The sequence below is a fragment of the Wolbachia endosymbiont (group A) of Bombylius major genome (assembly GCF_947251895.1).
Taxonomy (GTDB): domain Bacteria; phylum Pseudomonadota; class Alphaproteobacteria; order Rickettsiales; family Anaplasmataceae; genus Wolbachia; species Wolbachia pipientis.
In genome coordinates, this window is sequence record NZ_OX366395.1 from 723,942 (window position 1) to 746,276 (window position 22,335).

Annotated in this window: 15 protein-coding genes and 1 pseudogene; 10 read left to right on the plus strand and 6 right to left on the minus strand. The window is 34.1% G+C overall.

What is annotated here, in order from left to right; all coding sequences use genetic code 11:
- Positions 1–41: 41 nt before the first annotated feature.
- Entirely contained in the window at positions 42–125 is an 84-nt protein-coding gene (locus OPR49_RS07570; RefSeq protein WP_353272043.1) for a hypothetical protein, read from the minus strand.
- A gap of 218 nt (positions 126–343) precedes the next feature.
- On the opposite strand from OPR49_RS07570, the gene OPR49_RS03465 reads away from it, so the two are divergent.
- Together OPR49_RS03465 and OPR49_RS03470 are read left to right on the plus strand one after the other, a co-directional pair.
- Entirely contained in the window at positions 344–802 is a 459-nt protein-coding gene (locus OPR49_RS03465) for an Hsp20/alpha crystallin family protein (RefSeq protein ID WP_265027458.1), read from the plus strand.
- Between the two features lie 236 nt (positions 803–1,038).
- Positions 1,039–2,325: a Na+/H+ antiporter NhaC family protein gene (locus OPR49_RS03470; RefSeq protein WP_265027459.1), complete on the plus strand. Its 1,287-nt coding sequence runs from the start codon at positions 1,039–1,041 to the stop codon at positions 2,323–2,325.
- 212 nt (positions 2,326–2,537) lie between these two features.
- Here OPR49_RS03470 and OPR49_RS03475 read toward each other — a convergent pair whose 3' ends face one another.
- Positions 2,538–3,776, minus strand: coding sequence for an IS256 family transposase (locus tag OPR49_RS03475; RefSeq protein WP_265026724.1), 1,239 nt, complete (start codon positions 3,774–3,776; stop codon positions 2,538–2,540).
- A gap of 606 nt (positions 3,777–4,382) precedes the next feature.
- Between OPR49_RS03475 and OPR49_RS03480 the strand changes: the two genes are divergently transcribed.
- Positions 4,383–11,102: an ankyrin repeat domain-containing protein gene (locus OPR49_RS03480; protein ID WP_265027460.1), complete on the plus strand. Its 6,720-nt coding sequence runs from the start codon at positions 4,383–4,385 to the stop codon at positions 11,100–11,102.
- Here OPR49_RS03480 and OPR49_RS03485 read toward each other — a convergent pair.
- Positions 11,072–12,016, minus strand: a complete 945-nt coding sequence (locus OPR49_RS03485; protein WP_265027461.1) for an Rpn family recombination-promoting nuclease/putative transposase — start codon at positions 12,014–12,016, stop codon at positions 11,072–11,074. The genes OPR49_RS03480 and OPR49_RS03485 overlap by 31 nt on opposite strands.
- 97 nt (positions 12,017–12,113) lie before the next feature.
- On the opposite strand from OPR49_RS03485, the gene wmk (OPR49_RS03490) reads away from it, so the two are divergent.
- From wmk (OPR49_RS03490) to OPR49_RS03510, 5 genes are all read left to right on the plus strand, one after another.
- A complete protein-coding gene (wmk, locus tag OPR49_RS03490) occupies positions 12,114–13,046 on the plus strand; it encodes a WO male-killing family protein Wmk (RefSeq protein ID WP_265027462.1) in 933 nt (310 codons plus the stop codon).
- Between the two features lie 170 nt (positions 13,047–13,216).
- Positions 13,217–13,873 carry a JAB domain-containing protein gene (locus OPR49_RS03495; RefSeq protein ID WP_265027463.1) on the plus strand — a complete coding sequence of 219 codons (657 nt, stop codon included), beginning with the start codon at positions 13,217–13,219 and terminating at the stop codon, positions 13,871–13,873.
- 102 nt (positions 13,874–13,975) lie between these two features.
- The gene (locus tag OPR49_RS03500; protein ID WP_265027464.1) at positions 13,976–15,136 is read left to right on the plus strand and encodes a hypothetical protein; all 1,161 of its coding nucleotides are present in this window, start codon (positions 13,976–13,978) and stop codon (positions 15,134–15,136) included.
- Between the two features lie 67 nt (positions 15,137–15,203).
- On the plus strand, positions 15,204–16,124 hold the full coding sequence (gene wmk / locus OPR49_RS03505) for a WO male-killing family protein Wmk (protein ID WP_265027465.1): 921 nt from the start codon (positions 15,204–15,206) through the stop codon (positions 16,122–16,124).
- Between the two features lie 49 nt (positions 16,125–16,173).
- Complete coding sequence (locus OPR49_RS03510) at positions 16,174–16,563, plus strand: helix-turn-helix domain-containing protein (RefSeq protein WP_265027466.1); 390 nt, start codon at positions 16,174–16,176, stop codon at positions 16,561–16,563.
- Here OPR49_RS03510 and OPR49_RS03515 read toward each other — a convergent pair.
- A pseudogene (locus tag OPR49_RS03515) lies at positions 16,504–17,487 on the minus strand (IS256 family transposase); the annotation flags it as partial. The gene OPR49_RS03510 and the pseudogene OPR49_RS03515 sit on opposite strands and share 60 nt — an antisense overlap.
- Positions 17,488–17,559: 72 nt before the next feature.
- On the opposite strand from OPR49_RS03515, the gene OPR49_RS03520 reads away from it, so the two are divergent.
- On the plus strand, positions 17,560–18,798 hold the full coding sequence (locus OPR49_RS03520; RefSeq protein ID WP_265026724.1) for an IS256 family transposase: 1,239 nt from the start codon (positions 17,560–17,562) through the stop codon (positions 18,796–18,798).
- On the opposite strand, the gene OPR49_RS03525 is transcribed toward OPR49_RS03520, so the two are convergent.
- The gene (locus OPR49_RS03525; RefSeq protein ID WP_265027467.1) at positions 18,795–19,379 is read right to left on the minus strand and encodes an ankyrin repeat domain-containing protein; all 585 of its coding nucleotides are present in this window, start codon (positions 19,377–19,379) and stop codon (positions 18,795–18,797) included. The genes OPR49_RS03520 and OPR49_RS03525 overlap by 4 nt on opposite strands.
- Positions 19,380–19,455: 76 nt before the next feature.
- A protein-coding gene (gene prfB / locus OPR49_RS03530) for a peptide chain release factor 2 (protein ID WP_265027468.1) occupies positions 19,456–20,560 on the minus strand; the annotation gives its coding sequence in 2 pieces (ribosomal slippage) (positions 19,456–20,484 and positions 20,486–20,560; 1,104 coding nt in all).
- 154 nt (positions 20,561–20,714) lie between these two features.
- Between prfB and mgtE the strand changes: the two genes are divergently transcribed.
- Complete coding sequence (gene mgtE / locus OPR49_RS03535; protein WP_265027469.1) at positions 20,715–22,085, plus strand: magnesium transporter; 1,371 nt, start codon at positions 20,715–20,717, stop codon at positions 22,083–22,085.
- Positions 22,086–22,335: the final 250 nt, after the last annotated feature.

A 22,335-nucleotide genomic window follows, 5' to 3' on the forward strand; every position in this document is an offset into this window, starting at 1 on the left:
AATATTAAGGCGAAGGTTACTTTGGCAGAAATTCAATTCCACTAACGAAACTTATTCATTAGTAGTATAACGAGGCTTATTATAAAGCTTATCAAAAGTGAAGTAGTGATCGGAAAATAAAACACCTTTTTCAATATAGATATCGCCTGCTACGCCAAGTCTTTGTATTAGAGGATAAACAAGACCTATCCCTGTAATCAATAAACCAAGTATTACTAAAAAGCGTGACATCAATTTAGTTTTAGAAAATATTGTCCACGTTTATTTTAACTATATCACACAGTATTGAAACTAGTGAATAGAATGATTACATAATGCACGAGTAATGACAAGGAGGTATAACATGAGCAATATAGTTCATTCAAATAAAAACAATAATCGCGATAATTTTAGCTTAAGAGGTCTGCAAAAAGCTGTTGACGACATGTTCAATAGCTTCTTTATGGGAGCTAGTCCTGGGCTTCTCAGATATAGAGATGGTAGTGTATTGCCAGCTTGTGACTTATATGAAACAGAGCAAAACTATTGCCTATCTTTAGAATTGCCAGGTATCTCTAAAGAAAATGTAGATATTAGTACATCTGGCGATAATCTCATAGTGAAAGGTGAAAAGAAATGCGAAAAAGAGTCAGAAGATAAACAATATTACCATCGTGAGAGGTATCATGGTTCTTTCTATAGGTCTTTTCAACTTCCAGCTAATGTAGACCAAGATAAAATATCTGCTAATTTCTCAGACGGAGTATTACATATAAGTGTACCTAAGTCGGAAAAACATATTAAGAAAATTGATGTAAAGTAGTGTACATGAGGTGGCGAGCTTCCAGTTTTAGGCTCGCTGTCTTATCGCTCTTCTCAAAGTAATTTGATAGCTCCCTCTTGCTTGCACTATCACAGTGGATACGTATCTAACTCTGATTGAGTTACTATGAAAATAGATATACCTTTAACTTCGTACAGAGACTAGCGGAAGCAAAATACTGGTGATTGCTTTAAATAGCTTAGTCTGGTATATTTTTAAATTGTTTAACTATATAAGTGGCTGCATTTCTTCCTCTAATTATCTTTCTAGTCTTATACCTTGGAAGTGGTATTTATTTTTCTTTTATCGGACTTGATAATCCTTTTCATCAAATTTCACCGTTAGTTTGCTTATTACCAGCATTATTTTTCGCTGTTCTATTCAATAAAAACAAAATTCAGCATAATATTGATACTTTTATAAAAGGTATGGGTAATAAAACTACTCTTACCGTGTGTTTGATTTTTCTATTTGCTGGATCATTCTCCACTGTTACTGAATCACTTGGTAGTATAAATGTTATTACTAACTTAACTCTTTGCTTTCTTCCAGTACGATTATTACTTCCTGGAATGTTTGTGGTTTCTACTTTTATTTCAAGTGCAATTGGCACATCAATCGGAGTTGTTGCACTTATAACACCAATAGCTGTGAATCTAGCACAAAATGGAGCTTTTGATTGTGCGGTAGGCGTTGGAGCCGTTATAGGTGGTTCTATGTTTGGCAGCAATCTTTCAATGATATCTGACACTACTATTGCGGCTACTTCTTCACAAGGAGCTTCAGTAAAGGATAAACTAAAACTGACCCTCAAGACAGGATCTGTTACAGGTGTTATAATACTTATTTATCTAGTAATAATTTCAAATAGTACAGAAGTTGTTTCTATCTCAAGTCTGAATTACTTATCCGTAATCAAAATTGTACCTTATATATCTTTAATAATTATGGGTTTATTTGAAATAAACACTCTGGTAACATTAGCTGTTAATATGGTTATTGCCGGGATATTAGGAACAGCTTTTTTTGATTATTCTCTTATTGAATATTCTCATGACATATTTAGGGGTTTTAATAAGATGAATGAAGTAATGATATTTATTCTCTTCAGTAGTGGATTAAGCCACTTAATGTACGAATACAGTCAGAAAAAGATAGATAAATTCACCGATGAAGTGAATCTTACGAAAAGTCAAGCTGAACTTATGATTGCAGGAATATCATCTATGTTTACTATTTTAGTTTCCAGCAATGTTGTTGCTATTTTATTAACTAGTAATATTGCAAAAAGACTTGCACAAAGATATAACATTGCACCACACCGTAGTGCGTACTTATTAGAGGTATTTACTTCGATCACAAAAAGTATCTTACCTTATGGTTCTCAAGTATTACTAGCAAGCAGCATTGCTTCTCTGTCACCCATTATCGTACTAACAAAAGTATATTATTGTTTTGTTTTTGCAGCAGTTGCGGTAGGTGAAATAGTTATTAACGGCAGACGTGATACGATCGTAACTTAACAAGCTCTTAGTTAATTATAACAAAATTATCCACTCAAATTCCCCGCTTCGATTGGATAAAATATGAATTTTTGCGATAAATGACTTTTATTACATAATTAAATGTAAATTTCTGTAGCACTGGTTTACCCAAACTTCTTTTCATCAACCTGCATACTATAAATTCTTTGTTTTGAAAGGGAATGTTCAAAAAAGTGTGTCAAAGCGCATTTTTAGTTCAACTCAATTTTCAATCTATCTGGAAAGAAAATATCAAGTTGAGACATAGTTAAAGCCCAATTAGGCAGAGCCATAGTCCATTTTTGCTCTACCTTCTTTATAGCACAATATACCTGTTTATACAAGGCATTTGTGCTGGTAAATGAGCCCTTGGTTTTAGTGAATTTTCTGATCTGTCTGTGCAGCCCCTCAATTGGATTTGTGGTGTAAATTAGCCTTCTAACTGGGCTAGAATACTTGAAATAACCAGATAAATTTTCCCAATTGTTCTGCCACGATTTTATAACTAAAGGATACTTTTCTCCCCATTTTTCTTCCAGCTCAAGTAAGTAATTTTCAGCAATTTCTTTACTTGTAGCACGATATATTTTTTTCAAATCATTCATGAAAACTTTCACATCTTTGCTGGATACATATTTTAGTGAATTTCTTATCTGATGCACTATACATAGCTGTACTTCTGCTTTAGGAAACGCACTATTTATAGCTGCAGGAAAGCTTTTTAGCCCATCTACACATGCAATCAGAATATCTTCTACTCCTCTTTCTTTGAGGTCATTTAGCACTCCCAACCAAAAGTTAGCTCCTTCACTTTCAGCCAAATAAAAGCCCAGGACTTCTTTTCTGCCATTTTGGTCTATGCCCAATATATTGTACATACATTTACTTACGCAATGTCCATCCTCTTTGACCTTAAAGAACATCCCATCCATAAATACTATCGGGTATACTGATTGCAGTGGACGACTACGCCATTCATTGATTATAGGCAGTAATTTGTCGGTAATACTTGATATCTCTGCCGCCGATATTTTGTGATCATAAATTTCCTCAACGTGTGACGCTATATCTCTATAGCTCATACCACTGGCAAATGTGCTCAAAATCTTCGTTTCAAGCTCTGGATGTAAGCTTGTTTGCCTTTTTTTGACTATTTGCGGCTCAAAACTTCCTTCTCTATCCCTTGGCGTCAAAAGTTCAAATGAACCGGCACTTGTCCGTAAAGTCTTTCCATTTCTCCCATTTCTTCGATTATTCTCTTCACTTTCAGCTAATAAGTGGTTTTCTATTTCACCTTCCAAACTTGCCTCCAGCAGCTTTTTTATAAATGGTGTTAATGCTCCCTCCCTTCCTGTCAACGGTCTTCCTTCTCGTATAGACGACAGGATATTTGTTTCCAACTCTTTATAATCTACCAATCCGTTAGTTCTGTTTACTACTTTCTGACTCATTGTCACACCTCCATTTTTTTATATCAATTTATTACTTTTTTTTCGGTTTGACACACTTTTTTGAACATTCCCTATAAATTTACTTAGGTAATTTTTTCAAATGTGTGAGATAGAGCTGCTAGGCAGGAGGTAATAAAGAGGTGTTTTTTGTTGGTAGAACATTTTAAAAAAGTATCTAATTTAGCACCACAAAAATTTTAATTATTTACTCTTTCCAAAATCGTAAAAAGTACATATATTCGTGAGAACAAGCCGCGTAAAAATATGGTTGTGAAAATAGAAGCTTGAAATTTTTGCAACAAAGTTAGGCAAATTAGTTCGTATATAAATATGGCCGAAGTAGGCTAATATAGCTGGTTTTGCGGCATAGTAAAGTTACTATAAATAAAAGTTCGAACGGTACACGTGGTAGACCAACCCATTCCAAAAAAACTTGTTCTCACGTATGCTTGTTAATTATATGAAAGTAAAATTATATTATCTATTTTATAATAGAAGATATGAAAATATATACTAATAAAGTGATGTTATTAGCCATAAAAGAGTAACTTGCTTTAATAATTTTTGCTGCTATATATGCTATAGGTTTAATATAGTGGGTTTTATATGTTTGGATTAAATGAAGTACCAGATCTATCATCTGATGGCGTTGCTCTAAAAAGGTTTATTACTAGAGAGCCTATTTCCATTTTTAGTCAGATAAAAAATGTAAAGGGTGAAGAGAAAGAAGAGAAGCTTAGTCTACTTTTAGAGGCATTAAGAAAGAAATTACCTGAGGGCTTTAAGGTAGGGGTTGCTGTGGGTAAAGGGGATTGTTTTTTTGACTCCGTAGCTCAAGGATTGAACGAGCTAAAAGATAAAGGTCTGATTACAAGTAGTAAAGGATTTAGTGTAAAGTCTTTGCGGGAAAGTTGTAAGCAATATGCACAACAAAAAAGCTCATGGTTGAATAAGCTTCTAGATAAGGAGAGTGAGAAACTTCCTGAATATATTCCACGTATTGAATTTACTGCAGAAGATATTAAAAATACTAGTTCTGGTTCAGCAGTAGGAATTCTAAACTTGCAAGATGCTATATGGGGCAGACCTTATATTGAGGGTCAGATATTATGTAATGAGTATAAAGTTAATCTTTGCTACATGGAAATACAAGATTATCTTATAATAGAAAATGGAAAGTTTTATTTGCGGTTAGAAGAAGATGGTAAGACAAAAAGAGGAGAAGAAGTATCAGATGTAATTCTAAAAAATGTTATCAAAGCGGATAGTGAAAACACAGAACAAAAAGCTATACATATACTAAACTATAAGCAACATTTTGTACCACTTCTTAAGGATATTGAAAAAGACATTGAAGAATATATAGAAATCTCTAGGGAAGAGGTCTATGGTTTAGGAAGTCATTCTTTTATTGAAGATACAGGAAATCATGATCTTGAAGAACAGAAGCCACAAGTACAGGTTCAATTGAATCAAGACTCTTTCACTGCAATTGATGTTTACAGTAGATTAAAGGAAGTAAACTTTGATAGTGATGATTCAGATAATCCAGGCGTATGGTCAGGTATGGATCAAATAAATTTATATATAAATAGTCAGGCAATTAAGACCAGTGCTAATGGTGGTGAATTAGCTTATTATATTGGTCCCAATAACTTTGGTTTTGATAGCAAAGAAGGAATAGAAGATATAGCTAAACTTATTTGCAGAAAAGAGGGTATTTCGAATAGTTTTTATGGCGATAAAAAGTCATTAGATAAACCATTTATTGTTATTTCTAACACTGCTACAGTACTTGCTCAAAGTTCTACTGATGTTAATCAACAAGGTGGAAATCATTGGATTAGTTGGGTGCTGTTGCCTAAAAAATATGTTAGCTTATCAGGTAAAGAAATAAACAATGACAAATATAAGGTTCTCTTCTTCGATTCATTAAATCAGAAATCTTTTCCTGAAGGGTTAAAGAAGTTTTTAACAGAAGGTGGTGAAATTACTGAAACAACTGATACTGGTGAAAAACACATAAGTTTACTTCCTTTTTGTACGAAAGAAGAGATTGATTTTTGTGACCTAAAAGAATTAACTGGCCAGCAGTGTGGAATGAATGGAATTGACTGTGGTTGGTGGGCAGTTTATTATGTGTTGATGGCTGTTTATACCGGAGGAGTAGAGTTTCTTAATCCTTTGAAAGGAAGGAAACTATCTGCAGTACCTTTGCGTAATATAATGAACTTACAAGAAGCTATAGAGCAGGAATCCTTGCAAAATAAGAAAAATCGTTCATCAGATCCAAGAAATGGGGAACACAGAAGTGGTTCTATAAATGAGATACAAAGGAAGTCATCAAAATCAGAAGAAAGAACTCGTACAAAAGGTCAAAATAAGGGAAGTCGTGCTTCAGATGGGCGTCTTCTGGATGAAGAGTTTGAAAAAACTTTGATACATGAAAATTACTCAAATGCTCTTAAAAGTTTTACTATTAGAGATATTGCAGAGCATATATATGGGTGGGATGAAAAAAATAATAATATAATCTTTGGAGTTGAAGGTGATTTCTCTTGTTTATCGAAAAGATTAGAAGAGTTTAAGAGCAGTAAAGACAAAATATTAATATACATTGTCAATAAAGATGCTAACCACTGGGTAACATTGGTTGGTATCCATGATAATGGGCAGGAAGATATTTTTTTCTATGCAGATTCTTTTGGAGAAGAGATCGAAAAGTGTCTTGTAAATGGTCTTGGTAGAGGTAATACTGATAGTAATACGCAGAATAAAGTCTCTTATAGAAATAAGATCAATCAGTATTCAGTAGATCGTAGCAGTCAAAGCATTAAAGAAAATAGCGATGATGTCATTTTTGTTGAAGAGACTGCCCCTCTTAAACAAGATGGAAATGATAATATACGGATGTCCTTAGATGGGTTTTTGGAAAGCAAAGGATACTTGAAGAATAATATTCACAGTGTATCTTGCAAACAGCAGGGTGACGGTTACAATTGTGGAGTATTTGCTTTAGAAAATGCAAAAGCGATTTTGAATGTGGTGAGGAATGGTGATTATGATACTGCTGAGGTAAAAGAGAGCTTGGAAAGGGTAAGAAAAGATCCAGAATCTTTAAATAACTTAAGGGAGGAGTTTGCTAAAAGTTTGAAAAAGATTTTAAACTCTACGGCAGCTAAGAGATTAAAGATCAGTTCTGGTTTTAACGGTAGTTCAAAGAACCTTTTTAGTCAATTGGTGAAGAAATTGGGATTAAAAAGATACCGTATGGCCTGTCTGGAAACTTTAATTAAAGAATTCAGCAAAAAATGTGCGCCTCTTTATGATGAGATGCCCCTATCTAGATTGCTGTTGGGACAGTTTTTGTGTGAAAATGAAGATCGGAAAGATACTAACAAACTAGATAAGTACCTTTTATTATACCCAGAGAATAAGAGCATTGCGTTCTTGTTGATCTCGCGTATTAGATCTTTGGTCTTGAATATTATTGAGAACAAAGAAAAAGCCTCTAAAAAAGACAATAGCACTCTAAACCTAATTCCTAAGATAGATATCCTCCTGAGTAATTCTGATGATAAATTATCAATCTTCGATCTGGAAAAAAAGGAAGCTTCTAGTCAAGTTAATACCCGTAAAGTTAGCATGGATGATATTAAGAAAGGTTCTGAAGTTAAGTGTGTACCGGTAGATAAAATGCTTATTAGTACAGATTTGTTAGGAAGATTCAAAAATGAGATAAAGTTTAGGGAAGAAGTGATTGGTAAATTAGATGAAGTATTCGATCGAGCTGCTATGATGAGCTCCATCCTAATGAGAGATCCAGTTGATTGTCAAGCTGTATTCACTGGTTTGCTGATGGATTATTGTAACAAAGTGTCATTGAGTAACGAAGAAGTAAAATTGATTATATCAAGTTCAATTGGACCGGGTATATCTATATGGTTACACAAAAATACGGCAAACAACTCAGGTTATAGCTTTGCCTTGGAACAGCAAGAAAATGGTATTCAAACTAAAAGCAGTAGTGTGAGTAACCTTTCTTTCCCTATTGCTAGTAAAAAAGTAAAAGATGTTAAAGGTGGGCAGGGAGAGTATTATGCATTTCTTAATCGAGAATACAAAATTTTTTCTTTGCGAGCTGATGCTAAAGGTGATCGGGCAATTTCTAGTAGGTTGGGGATTTATGAAAATAGAGAAAAATCTATCATAAATCTGAAGGATTTTGGCTGTAATGATCTTCATTTGGCTATCGCTAAAAACAAGATTGATAGTGTTAAGAAGTTAATAGTTACTAATGAGGATTATATTAAAGGTTGCGACACTTATGGTAATACACCTCTGCATTTTGCTGTTCAGAAGGATAATTTTAGTATTTTTGATGCCTTAATGGGTCATATTGAGACAAAGGATCAAAAAGAAAGTTATATTGTAGCCAAAAATTCTGATAGATACACACCACTGCACTTTGTTGCTAGAAGTGGTAATGTAAAAGTTGTTGAGAAATTGTTAGAGTATGTAAATAATGATAAAGAAGATTATGTTAGAGCTGAAACTAGTGAGAAAGAGACACCACTGCACTTTGCTGCTAGAAGTGGTAATGTAAAAGTTGTTGAGAAATTGTTAGAGTATGTAAATAATGATAAAGAAGATTATGTTAGAGCTGAAACTAGTGAGAAAGAGACACCACTGCACTTTGCTGCTAGAAGTGGTAATGTAAAAGTTGTTGAGGAGTTACTAAATCATGTAAATGATAATAATAAAGAAGATTATGTTAAAAGCAAAAATACTAATAAATGTACGTCACTACACTTTGCTGCTGAGAGTGGTAATGCAGAAGTTGTTAATAAATTATTAGATCTTATAGATGAAAAAACAAGAGAAGCTTATGTTAAAAGCAAAAACAATAAAGGTGAGACATCACTACACTTTGCTACAAAGGGGAAGAAGAGTAATGTAGAAGTTATTCTGAGTTTAATAAGATGTGTTACAGAAGAACAGGAAAAACAAAAGTATGTCACGTGTAAAAACAATCTTGGATATACACCACTGCACCTTGCTGCTGGGAGTGGTAATGCAGAAGTTGTTAATAAATTATTAGATCTTATAGATGAAAAAACAAGAGAAGCTTATGTTAAAAGCAAAAACAATAAAGGTGAGACACCACTGCACTTTGCTGCTAGAAGTGGTAATGTAAAAGTTGTTGAGGAGTTACTAAATCATGTAAATGATAATAATAAAGAAGATTATGTTAGAGCTAAAACTAGTAAGAAAGAGACACCTCTGCACTTTGCTGCTAGAAGTGGTAATGTAGAAGTTGTTAATAAATTATTAGAGTTTGTAGGTGCAGAAGTAAAAGAAGATTATGTTAAAAGCAAAAACAATCAAGGTGAGACACCACTACACTTTGCTGCTAGAAGTGGTAATGTAGAAGTTGTTAATAAATTATTAGAGTTTGTAGGTGCAGAAGTAAAAGAAGATTATGTTAAAAGCAAAAACAATCAAGGTGATACACCACTACACTTTGCTGCTAGAAGTGGTAATGTAGAAGTTGTTAATAAATTATTAGAGTTTGTAGGTGCAGAAGTAAAAGAAGATTATGTTAAAAGCAAAAACAATCAAGGTGATACACCACTACACTTTGCTGCTAGAGGTATTAATGTAAAAGCTGTTCAGAAGTTACTACAATGCATTGGAAAAGATGAAAAAGGAAACTATATTAAATTTGCAAACAATGATAATAAGAATGCGCTGGACATTGCTATTTCCTATTGTAGTTGGAAAGTTTTTGATGAGCTATTAAAATACATAGAGAATCCAAAACAAAAGCAGCATTATCTTGATCTTGCAAAACAAGCAAGTGATTCTGAAAAGAGGAATATTCATAGTTCAGATAATTTACAAACAAAAGGCTGTGTTAAAGAAAGGAAGAAGCAGCGCAATAGTGAAGGTCTTACATCGCAGTATTCGAAAAAAAGACCACGTATTAGTGATGGAAAGACACAAAAACCACCAGTAAAAAAAGTTGCACAATCTGATAGTCCTAGACAAGAAGTAAAAATAAAATCAAGTGTTGGCAATGACGAATCGGATGAACAACAGGACTCAAGTCGAGAAAGAGGCCCAGAAATAAGTAGTTCACGGTCAAGTAGCTCAGGTTCTCAAGAAGGGGAACAACCGACTTTAAATGATGTAGAATCAAATGGTGAAAATCAAGAGGCATTTTCTAGATCATCTAGCACTAGTGATGAAAATGATAACAATAATTTATCAGAGGAAAGTGGATCACGGTCGAGTGTTGATGTAAGAGATAATAATGACTTGCAGGATGTTTCTTTGCAAGATGATGTTTATGAAGAGGAAGACGAGAATTCCAGTTCTCAAAGTAATAGCTCACCAGAATCTTTGGATGAATTGCAAAACGACACTATAAACAGATCTTTAGATGATACGGGTGGAACAATACTTCACTTATTTGTTAGAATTCATCATTCTAGTGCTATCGATAATTTAATAAATAGCGGTGCTGATGTTAATGCTACAGATAAAAGAGGGTATACTCCTCTTCATTTTGCTGCCATAAAAGGTTATCATGAGATTGTTCTTAGTTTAATGTGTAAAGGTGCTGATGTTAATGTTAAAGATTTTGATGGTCGTACTCCTCTTAAAATAGCCGAAACAAAAGGGCACACTAAGTGTATTGAATACTTACAATCTAATGATCTACACGATGTTTCTGACGAAAGTTTATCTGTAAATAGTTATAGTGAGTTGCAAGAATTTGTTAATTTGAAGTATGATAAGGAATACACTTCTCTTCACCTTGCTGTTAAAAGTAATAATGTGCAAGATGTGAAGTCTTTAATAGCAATAGGTGCTGATGTTTCTATTAAAGCCACTAGATATGAATATGCCCCTCTGCACTTTGCTGCTGAAGGTGGTAATGAGGAAATAGTTAAGATTCTAATAGAAGCAGGTGCTGATCCTAATGCTGAAGTCAAAGAGAGTAAATGGACTGCTTTACACTATGCTGCTCGATATGGTAAAGCAGAAGTAGTTGATATTCTAATAAAAGCAAATGCTAATTTGGGTGCTAAGACCATACTTGGCTATACTCCTCTGTACTTTGCTGTTAAAGGTGGTAATGAGGAAATAGTTAAGATTCTAATAGAAGCAGGTGCTGGTCGTAAAGCTGTAGCTGAAATTAATAAAACTCCCTTTTCCTTTCTTGTCAATGCTCTAGACATAGGAACGCCATCACCAGGAACCACCTTAAATAATGTTGCATTAGACAATCAGCTAAGAAAGAGGTCGTTGTCCTTTTGAAGTTTTTTAATTTCATTAATGGATAATCCGGTAAATTTGGCAACAGTATTAACATCCATTTTATCAGCAAGCATTTCCTTAGCTACTGTTATTTTAGCATGCTTTTCGCCCTCTTTCCTACCTTCAATTTTACCTTTTTTATGGCCGATTTGGATGCCTTCTTGTCTACCTTCATGTTTAGCATCATCGAGTTTTTGAGCAAGGACAGCCTGTTCATCACGAATACGCTTGATTTCTTGTTCATAGGCAATGAATTCTTTTTCTGACCAGTTAAATCTATTTAATTCTTCATACGCTCTTTTAATTATTAGATCACTTCCTATTATTCTCTCTAGCTCTTCTTCACTAGTTTCATCTGCATATCTAAAGAAGTAGACCCATTTTTCAACTATACTTGAAAGCTGATCTTCTTTGGTTTTTGGAAATTTAGGCAACTCAATAAATATAAAATAAAAATCTTTAAGATCGTGTTCATTGGTGTCTTCATCGCGAATAGTGTGCTTTGATTTATACTCAGACTTATCAGGAAATAAAATACAATCTGCTATAGCAATAAAGATAATTTCCTTAAGGTCATGATATTGATCGCCTTTGTCAGCCTGTCTTGAATAGGCTTTAGCAGCATAGTATTGAGCACGTTTTTCAAAGCCCTTAGTTTTAGCGACCTGCATTTCGACTATGACTTGCAGCCCATTTTCATCCCTACAAAGAACATCAACAATGCTTTGTTTTTTAGAAGCAATATCAGGGTCTTGAATAGTACTTAAAAACTCTATATCCTGTATTGCACTTTTGCCAGTGAAGCCAAGAATATCATTAAGAAAGTGAATAAGGATATCTTTATTTTTTTCAGTGCCAAAGATGCGCTTGAACGATATATCATTTTTTGGATCGAGAAACTTCGAAAGAGCCATGACGGGTTAACCTAGAAAACATTAATAATTATACACAATTTTGAAGAAATGTTCAACAATTTTGATTTATGTTAACCTGTATAATATTTATTTCTGTATGGCAAAGCATACTACTACTATCTCTCTAAGATACCAAATAGCACAAAAAGTAAGAAACTGGAGGTTAAAGCGAGGATATACTCAAAGAGATTTAGCGGGAAAAATCGGAGTAACGTATCAAATAGTACTACAATATGAAAAAGGAACACGAAAAATTTCAATTGGGAAGTTATACGCTATGGCAGAGGTATTATCAATTAATATTAAGGATCTTATTCCTGTATCAAATGAAAAAATCTGTTTTGAAGATGAGGGAGAGGAAATATTAGATTTAGTAAGGAAATATAAAAAGATTAATGATCAAGAGTTACGTAGGATGTTTTGTTTATTAACCAAATTTGTTCAAGTTAGTGAGAAAAGTAGTAAAAAAGCAGAGAAAGTGAAAATTGCAAAAGGTCTGGTTAAAGCAGGAGTTTCTGTTGATATTGTTTCACAAGCAATTGGCCTCTCTGCTGATGAATGTGTTGAAGAAAAGGTTGGTTCTATCTACTATCAAATAGGCAAAAAGATAAAAGAGTGGAGGCTAGTGAGAGAGTACACTCAAAAGGATTTGGCTGAGAAAATGGTTACAACACGTGACGAAATAAGTAACTATGAGCAAGGAAGGGTTGCTGTTCCACTTGATAAATTATATGAGATAGCAAAGGCATTGTCGATTAATATTATGGACCTACTTGAGCTAACAGAAGATGCAGATGATAAAGTGGAAAATGAATTACCTGATTTAATAAAAGAATACAAAAAAATTGAGAGTCAAGAATTACGCTATGCGCTAATAAAATCTCTGTTTGAAAGCATACAAATTTGCGAAGAGAAAGTGAAAAGAGCAGAAAAGATGAAAATTGCAAAGGATTTAGTGAAAGGAGGAATTCCAATCAACATTATTTTGCAAACGATAGGCATCTCTTTAGACGAAATTCAACAAGTTTAAAATAAAAAAATCATCATATATTAATATCTTCACTTTTTGATGAAAAAATAAGTAAAAAGATTGAGAAATTGATTTGACTTCACTCGAAAGCTATGGCTTTATGCCAATGCTGATAAAAAAACAGCAGTAAATATCTAAAAAAAGTTTGTTGTTAGTGAAAGGTAAATTATATGAATAAAAGTAAAGAAGAAATCGAATTCAGAATATTAGAAAGCAAAGGAAAAGCACTACTTGATCGTGAAATAATGGAAACGTTTCTAAGTGCAGTACATGAAAGGCCGCAAGCTCAAGAAATTGCTAAAAATCTGGTGAATACTTATACAGGAGTAGGAAGGATTTTAGGTAGAGAAATGGATGACCTGAAAGTTATAGAAGGAGTGACTGATTCTGCAGTAGCAATGATTATGTGTGTTAAGGAAACGCTAGAAAGGGTACTGAGAGAAAAGCTTAAGAGTGAACCAATAATGGACTTACAAGGGCTAGTAGAATATTTGAACGTAAGTATAGGCCACTCAGAAAGGGAGTGTATAAAAATACTGTACTTGAATAAAAGGCGCCAACTAATCGGAGAAGAATCCTATATTGGTGAAATGGAAAAAGCACCGGTATATATAAAGGAAATTATAAGAAAAGCATTAATAAAGAATGCAACATTAGTAATAATGTCACATAACCATCCTGGGGGACGCTTAGAACCATCAGAAGAAGATCAAGCAGTAACGAAGAGCTTAGCAGCAGCGTGTAGTACTGTAAGCGTTAGATTATTTGATCATATTATCATCACAAGTGGAGGCTATTTCAGCTTTCGAGAAAACGGATTGTTATAGCAGAAAGTATTTGCAAATCTACTCACATTAATTTATAATAAGTAATAGAATATATAAACCAAGGTTTGTATACTTAAAAAGTATTTTTAATATGGGGGTTATATGACTAGTAAAGATCGGGATAAAAAGACTAATGTTAATCACAAGAAAATATTTGATGCTCTTAAAGGCATTGATATAAAGCAATCTACTTTTGTAAGCAAAATTAATAAGGCTAAAAAGCCTGAAGAAATAGCACCTTTCCCTGGTAGAGAAGTTCGCGAAAACCAAATCAACTATGGGAAAGGACTTGACTACATATATGGCACAAAACCTTTAAATGATCAAGCAGAAGATTTTAATCCATTTACTTCAGCTTTGCAAAAAATAAAGCCAAGTGCAAGCGAAAGTGAAAAGTTGAGCTGGTTTAAGAGTGCGGTAGTAGAGGTAAAAAACGTAAATGAATTGCACAAAACTATAGACCAAGTACTAGCCTCTGGAGCAAGAATAAATGCATGTAATGATGGAGAATGGAGCTTTGCAGAATATGTAGTATTAGGTACACATTTTCACAGATTAGAAAAAAGTGATAGAAAAAAGCTAATACGTAAATTAATGCTAAGCGGTGCAGAGTTTCATGATACTTTATTGCAGAATAAACTGATAGGTGAAATCTATAATGAGCTACAGCCAGAAGTTCAGCCACAGATAGATAGGCAGCTAGAAGAACTAGAGAAGGCTGGCGAAAGTGCTGTTCAAGAAGGAGAATTAATAGATATCGAGATAGACAATGCAACATTATATATAGAATTTTCTGAGGACAGTAAAGTAGAGGTTGCCAAAATACTGGAAGCAACCAGAAAGTTAGGAAGTAATATTTTAAAAATTGGTAATGATGCAGTTGAGGTTAAAAGTGAGAAGGGAGGTATAAGAAACTATACTGATATGTCAGATGGAAGCTCTATTGTATTAGAATTTCCTACGAGCATTGGTAAGCTAAATATTGTATTGTACCAGGACGTAAAAAACTGCAGTCAGGTACAAGTAAAAGTAGCGGATAAGGAAATGTGGGCTGAATTACAAAAAAGAGGAGAAGAAATTGGAAAAAATTGTCTTTTTGCTGGAGTAAAACTTAAAGAAGCAGTAGAAAAGGGAAGTTTTATGAGATGTGGCATATGGAATAGCAAGCAGCTTATGAAGGAGGTTGATAGCCCAGGTGAAAAGCTGTCTTCATGGGTAGATAAAGTACGTGAAAATAGTAAAGAAACTTGTAGGAAACTTTAATTATGGCTAACTTTGAGGTTCCAGAGTTTACTGGAGCCTTTGAGCTATAGTAGAAAATATTATATGTATGGTTCTTTGCGTGGAAAAAAGTCTAGACTATGAAGTAGGGAAAAAAGTAAAAAATTGGAGGTTAGAGCGAGGGTATACTCAGAAGGATTTAGCGAGGAAAATTGGTGTAAAATACTGGGTAATACTGCAATATGAGAAAGGGAACCGTAGAATTTCAATTGAAAGGTTATATGCTATAGCTGAGGCACTATCAATCAGTATTACGGATCTTATTCCTGTATCAAAAAGTTGTCTTGAAGATGAGGGAGAAGAAATATTAAATCTAGTAAGAGAATATAAAAAAATTAATGACCAAGAGTTACGTAGGATGTTTTGTTTATTAACCAAATTTGTTCAAGTTAGTGAGAAAAGTAGTAGAAAATCGGAAAAAATAAAAATTGCAAATGGTCTGGTTAAAGCAGGAATTTCTGTTGATATTGTTTCACAAGCAATTGGCCTCTCTGCTGATGAATGTATTGAAGAAAAAACAGGTTCTATCTACTACAAAATAGGAAAGAAGATAAAAGAATGGAGGCTAGTGAGAGAGTATACTCAAAAAGATTTAGCAGAGAAAATGAATACAACACGTCATGAAATAAGCAACTATGAACAAGGAAGGACTGCTGTTCCACTTGATAAATTATATGAAATGGCAGAAGCGTTATCGATTAATATTACAGATCTACTAATAGAGAAAGATGAAGGTAGTACAGTGGAAAATGAGCTGCTTGATTTGATTAAAGAATACAAAGAAATTGAGAGCCAAGAACTACGTAATGCACTAATAAAATCTCTGTTTGAGGGAATACGTATTTGTGAGGAGAAAGTGAGAGAGATAGAAAGGATTAAAGTTGCAAAGGATCTAGTAAAAGGGGGAATTTCTATTGATATTATTTTGCAAGCGGTAGGTTTATCTATTGATATGGTTTTAGATGGATAGCTCGTAAAAAAATTATAGCAATAAAGTTTTTTCTTAAATGGAGGTATATATGTTTATTTCTGCAAGTAATGTTAGTCCTATAAGCTACAAAATAGGGCAAAAAATAGAAGAGTATAGATTAATGCAAAGGTGTACTCAAGCAGAGTTGGCAAGTAAGATCGGGCTAGCATATCAAGAAGTAAACAGCTATGAACAGGGATATATCGTTATTCCAATTGAAGTACTATATATAATAGCAAGAGTATTATCAGTTGATGCTGTAGATCTATTACCTAAACCAATAACAGTAAGAGAGCATGAAGATGAAGACGAAGAAATACTCTATCTAACAAAAATATACGAGAGGGGAATGTTCAAAAAAGTGTGTCAAAGCGCATTTTTAGTTCAACTCAATTTTCAATCTATCTGGAAAGAAAATATCAAGTTGAGACATAGTTAAAGCCCAATTAGGCAGAGCCATAGTCCATTTTTGCTCTACCTTCTTTATAGCACAATATACCTGTTTATACAAGGCATTTGTGCTGGTAAATGAGCCCTTGGTTTTAGTGAATTTTCTGATCTGTCTGTGCAGCCCCTCAATTGGATTTGTGGTGTAAATTAGCCTTCTAACTGGGCTAGAATACTTGAAATAACCAGATAAATTTTCCCAATTGTTCTGCCACGATTTTATAACTAAAGGATACTTTTCTCCCCATTTTTCTTCCAGCTCAAGTAAGTAATTTTCAGCAATTTCTTTACTTGTAGCACGATATATTTTTTTCAAATCATTCATGAAAACTTTCACATCTTTGCTGGATACATATTTTAGTGAATTTCTTATCTGATGCACTATACATAGCTGTACTTCTGCTTTAGGAAACGCACTATTTATAGCTGCAGGAAAGCTTTTTAGCCCATCTACACATGCAATCAGAATATCTTCTACTCCTCTTTCTTTGAGGTCATTTAGCACTCCCAACCAAAAGTTAGCTCCTTCACTTTCAGCCAAATAAAAGCCCAGGACTTCTTTTCTGCCATTTTGGTCTATGCCCAATATATTGTACATACATTTACTTACGCAATGTCCATCCTCTTTGACCTTAAAGAACATCCCATCCATAAATACTATCGGGTATACTGATTGCAGTGGACGACTACGCCATTCATTGATTATAGGCAGTAATTTGTCGGTAATACTTGATATCTCTGCCGCCGATATTTTGTGATCATAAATTTCCTCAACGTGTGACGCTATATCTCTATAGCTCATACCACTGGCAAATGTGCTCAAAATCTTCGTTTCAAGCTCTGGATGTAAGCTTGTTTGCCTTTTTTTGACTATTTGCGGCTCAAAACTTCCTTCTCTATCCCTTGGCGTCAAAAGGGGAATGTTCAAAAAAGTGTGTCAAACCGAAAAAAAAGTAATAAATTGATATAAAAAAATGGAGGTGTGACAATGAGTCAGAAAGTAGTAAACAGAACTAACGGATTGGTAGATTATAAAGAGTTGGAAACAAATATCCTGTCGTCTATACGAGAAGGAAGACCGTTGACAGGAAGGGAGGGAGCATTAACACCATTTATAAAAAAGCTGCTGGAAGCAAGTTTGGAAGGTGAAATAGAAAACCACTTATTAGCTGAAAGTGAAGAGAATAATCGAAGAAATGGGAGAAATGGAAAGACTTTACGGACAAGTGCCGGTTCATTTGAACTTTTGACGCCAAGGGATAGAGAAGGAAGTTTTGAGCCGCAAATAGTCAAAAAAAGGCAAACAAGCTTACATCCAGAGCTTGAAACGAAGATTTTGAGCACATTTGCCAGTGGTATGAGCTATAGAGATATAGCGTCACACGTTGAGGAAATTTATGATCACAAAATATCGGCGGCAGAGATATCAAGTATTACCGACAAATTACTGCCTATAATCAATGAATGGCGTAGTCGTCCACTGCAATCAGTATACCCGATAGTATTTATGGATGGGATGTTCTTTAAGGTCAAAGAGGATGGACATTGCGTAAGTAAATGTATGTACAATATATTGGGCATAGACCAAAATGGCAGAAAAGAAGTCCTGGGCTTTTATTTGGCTGAAAGTGAAGGAGCTAACTTTTGGTTGGGAGTGCTAAATGACCTCAAAGAAAGAGGAGTAGAAGATATTCTGATTGCATGTGTAGATGGGCTAAAAAGCTTTCCTGCAGCTATAAATAGTGCGTTTCCTAAAGCAGAAGTACAGCTATGTATAGTGCATCAGATAAGAAATTCACTAAAATATGTATCCAGCAAAGATGTGAAAGTTTTCATGAATGATTTGAAAAAAATATATCGTGCTACAAGTAAAGAAATTGCTGAAAATTACTTACTTGAGCTGGAAGAAAAATGGGGAGAAAAGTATCCTTTAGTTATAAAATCGTGGCAGAACAATTGGGAAAATTTATCTGGTTATTTCAAGTATTCTAGCCCAGTTAGAAGGCTAATTTACACCACAAATCCAATTGAGGGGCTGCACAGACAGATCAGAAAATTCACTAAAACCAAGGGCTCATTTACCAGCACAAATGCCTTGTATAAACAGGTATATTGTGCTATAAAGAAGGTAGAGCAAAAATGGACTATGGCTCTGCCTAATTGGGCTTTAACTATGTCTCAACTTGATATTTTCTTTCCAGATAGATTGAAAATTGAGTTGAACTAAAAATGCGCTTTGACACACTTTTTTGAACATTCCCGAGTAGCAGCCAAATGTAAAGGGGTATTCCCGTTTCTATCTACCGCTTTAATGTCTGCTCCTCTTTCTATTAGAATATTCAAGGTTTTGTTACTCCAGAAACCTGAGGCAACCACATGTAAAGGAGTCTTTTGCGACGAATCTGTTGCATTAACATTGATCCCTTCTACTTTCAGTAGAGCTTCTACTACCTCTTCATTGCTATTTTTAGCAGCTAAATGTAAAGGGGTCTCATCATCTTGATTTTTTACATTAACATCAATTCCCTCTACTCCCAATAGAGCTTCCGTTACATTTTCTAGGTTATTACGAGCAGTTAAATGTAATAATGTACACTCATCCTTCTTCTTCCCCCAAAATAGATTACTGAGGTCATTAATAGCGTACAGGTGATTTACACCAAAATCAGCTTCTTCCCTCTCTTTATATTCATCTGAATATTGTGATAATTTCTCTCTAATTTTCTCAATTATATTGTCCTTACTTAAATTCCCTTCTTTATTAACTGTACTTAATATTTCTTCCCATTGCTTATAGTTCATTGCCATAACTTTACCTCTAATTTTAAATAGTATTTTTAATTATCACCTATCACAGCAAGTAAAGTCAACTCCAAATGAATTCTTAATTTTGCTTAGTAAGCACACTAACTATGAAACAATCTATATTACCATCAAAAACAGAATTTATATTGCCCACTTCATGTCCGGTTCTTAAATCCTTCACCATTTGATATGGATGCATAACGTACGATCTGATCTGATTGCCCCAGCCTATATCGCATTTTTTACCATATTCTTCAGCCATTTTCTGTTCTTTTTTTTCCAGTTCAATTTGGTATAAACGTCCTTTAAGTAATTTTAACGCCTCATCTTTATTTCTGTGTTGAGAACGACCATTTTGGCATTGAACTGCAACACCAGTTGGAATATGCGTAATGCGTACCGCACTTTCAGTCTTGTTCACATGCTGACCGCCTGCTCCGGAAGCACGGTAGGTGTCGATCTTTAGATCCTTTTCATCCACAGCAATATCAATTGAATCTTCGATCACTGGAGTTACTCCTACACTTGCAAAACTGGTATGACGTTTACCATTTGCATCAAATGGCGATATTCTAACCAGCCTGTGAATTCCACTTTCACTTTTTGCCCACCCATAAGCTTTTTCTCCAACGATTTTTATCATTGCAGACTTTATACCAACTGACTCTCCTTCTAATTTTTCTACAACTTCAACTTTAAAGTTGTGATAAATTTCTGCCCACCTTATATACATGCGCATCAGCATTTCAGCCCAATCATTGCTCTCGGTTCCGCCAGCTCCTGAGTGGATTTCTAAAAAGCAGTTATTATTATCTGCTTCACCAGTAAATAAGGACTCTGTTTCTTTATACTTGATTAATTTCTCTAGCTTAGCTAATTCATTTTCAACTTCAGAAAAAAATTCTTCATCATTCTCGTCAATAGCAGACTTCATTAAGCTGATGGCATCGTTGTAATCGCTTTCCAGCTTTAAAAACGACTCCACGTCATTCTTAATTTTAGAACGTTCTTTTAAAACTTCTTGTGCTTTTTGGTTATCTTGCCACAAATCATCATTCGACGCTTGGGAGTCAAGCTCTTCAAGACGCAACTTTAATTTTTCTATGTCAAAGACACCTCCTGATAAGAGAAATACTTTTATTTAAACTTTGAAAATGTTCGAGAATTTCTGAATAAGTTTTCATTATACTTTAGATTTTAATATATTTACTATTACTAACAATAACAGCAAACAAAATAGAAATTTAACCATATAGTAGTTAATTTGAAATAATCTTATTATACTTTAATGTTCAACGGAATCAAGCTCGTATATTTATTAAAAAATAAGGTAAAGTAATGAATATTAAAATAAGTTCTCATTATGGTTTAGACAAAAAGGCTATTGATGACTTAATAGAGTCACTTGATAACGAGGAGCTAGAAAATGTTCGTAATATTGTAAAAACGATAGACAGTGTTCAGTTAGCTTATTTTTTATCTACTTCAATCAGTGATCACAGGGAGAAATTAGTTAATATCCTCGATCAACATTTGTTAAGTGATGCTCTAGTGCATGTAGTGCCAGATTTACAAATAGAGATCATAGAAACATTGGGAATAGAAAATACAGCAAAGTTATTAATGCTCCTTGATGTAGAAGATATAGTAACCATAGTGAAAGATTTGGATAGAAAGTCTGTAGAAAATATACTTTACTATTTGCCCAGCAAAACTCAGAAATCGGTAGAGGAGTTGCTATCATATCCAGAAGAAAGTGCAGGAAGGTTAATACATAAAGATATGGTTATAGCTCCATATTATTGGACAATAAATCAACTGACAGAATTTGTGTGCAACTATAAAAAAATACCAGAAAGATTTCACCAGATATTTATTATCAACTCAAAATTAGAGCCTATAGGCAGTGTTAATTTAAATAAGGTAATATCTCACTCAGGAGACACAATAATAAAAGAGATAATGGATCATGACATAAAAATCATTAAAACTGGAGTAGACCAAGAGGAAGTAGCAAGAATATTTAAAGACTACTCTCTATTATCAGCTCCGGTCGTAAATAAGAATGGTAAAATTATTGGTGTGATCTTAATTGAAGATGTGATAAAAGTTGTTCAACAAGAAACAGAAGAGGATGTACTCAAAATAAGCGGTGTATCTTCTAAAGCCGATATAAATGCCCCTATACATAAAACTATAATTAAAAGGCTACCTTGGTTACTGTTTAACCTCTTAGCTGCAACAATGTGTTCCATAGTAGTTGGCTTTTTCGATGATGTAATAAAAAGTTTTATAGTACTGCCAATAATCATGCCGATAATTGCATCAATGAGCGGAAATGCAGGATCCCAAACAGTAACGCTAACCATCCGGGCAATCGCAACAAAATATCTAACTGAGCAAAATGCAAAAAGAATACTGATGAAAGAATTTTTAATAGGTCTTATAAACGGGGTGATCTTATCTACTATTTCATTAGTAGTGTTAGCAATAAGGTTTCACAGCTTCAAAGTGGAGATGATTTTTGTGGTCTCCATGATTATGATGTCAATTATTGCAACGTTTATCGGAACTTTCATTCCTATAATGCTTTATCGCTTAAAGTCTGACCCTGCCGTTTCTTCTTCAATCCTAACATCGGCAACAACTGATATTCTCTCAGCTCTTATATTTCTTGGTTTAGCTACGATCTTTTTATTAAACAGTTGACACTATCTATAGCTATACCGCGATTTATTCCATAGCTGTACGAACATTGCAATTTGCAGGCAATTTGCGTGGCAGATGGTGTCATGCAAGTAGCCCCTATAATGTCATCCCAGTGCTTGACACTGGGATCCAGAAAAGTTTGCTTGTAAACTAGTATGGAAAGTAGCTGATCTTACACTAAATGAATGTTTTTGATGAGGTTGCATAGAAGCTGGATTCCAGTGTCAAGCACTGGAATGACATCGTTTAC

Excerpts from the sequence above, each read along its gene's own strand:
- OPR49_RS03520 (WP_265026724.1), top strand. The coding sequence starts at position 17,560 with ATGAGTCAGAAAGTAGTAAACAGAACTAACGGATTGGTAGATTATAAA.
- OPR49_RS03480 (WP_265027460.1), top strand. The coding sequence starts at position 4,383 with ATGTTTGGATTAAATGAAGTACCAGATCTATCATCTGATGGCGTTGCT.
- wmk (WP_265027465.1), top strand. The coding sequence starts at position 15,204 with ATGGTTCTTTGCGTGGAAAAAAGTCTAGACTATGAAGTAGGGAAAAAA.
- OPR49_RS03475 (WP_265026724.1), bottom strand. The coding sequence starts at position 3,776 with ATGAGTCAGAAAGTAGTAAACAGAACTAACGGATTGGTAGATTATAAA.
- mgtE (WP_265027469.1), top strand. The coding sequence starts at position 20,715 with ATGAATATTAAAATAAGTTCTCATTATGGTTTAGACAAAAAGGCTATT.
- wmk (WP_265027462.1), top strand. The coding sequence starts at position 12,114 with ATGGCAAAGCATACTACTACTATCTCTCTAAGATACCAAATAGCACAA.
- OPR49_RS03525 (WP_265027467.1), bottom strand. The coding sequence starts at position 19,379 with ATGGCAATGAACTATAAGCAATGGGAAGAAATATTAAGTACAGTTAAT.
- OPR49_RS03495 (WP_265027463.1), top strand. The coding sequence starts at position 13,217 with ATGAATAAAAGTAAAGAAGAAATCGAATTCAGAATATTAGAAAGCAAA.
- OPR49_RS03485 (WP_265027461.1), bottom strand. The coding sequence starts at position 12,016 with ATGGCTCTTTCGAAGTTTCTCGATCCAAAAAATGATATATCGTTCAAG.
- OPR49_RS03510 (WP_265027466.1), top strand. The coding sequence starts at position 16,174 with ATGTTTATTTCTGCAAGTAATGTTAGTCCTATAAGCTACAAAATAGGG.
- OPR49_RS03465 (WP_265027458.1), top strand. The coding sequence starts at position 344 with ATGAGCAATATAGTTCATTCAAATAAAAACAATAATCGCGATAATTTT.
- OPR49_RS03500 (WP_265027464.1), top strand. The coding sequence starts at position 13,976 with ATGACTAGTAAAGATCGGGATAAAAAGACTAATGTTAATCACAAGAAA.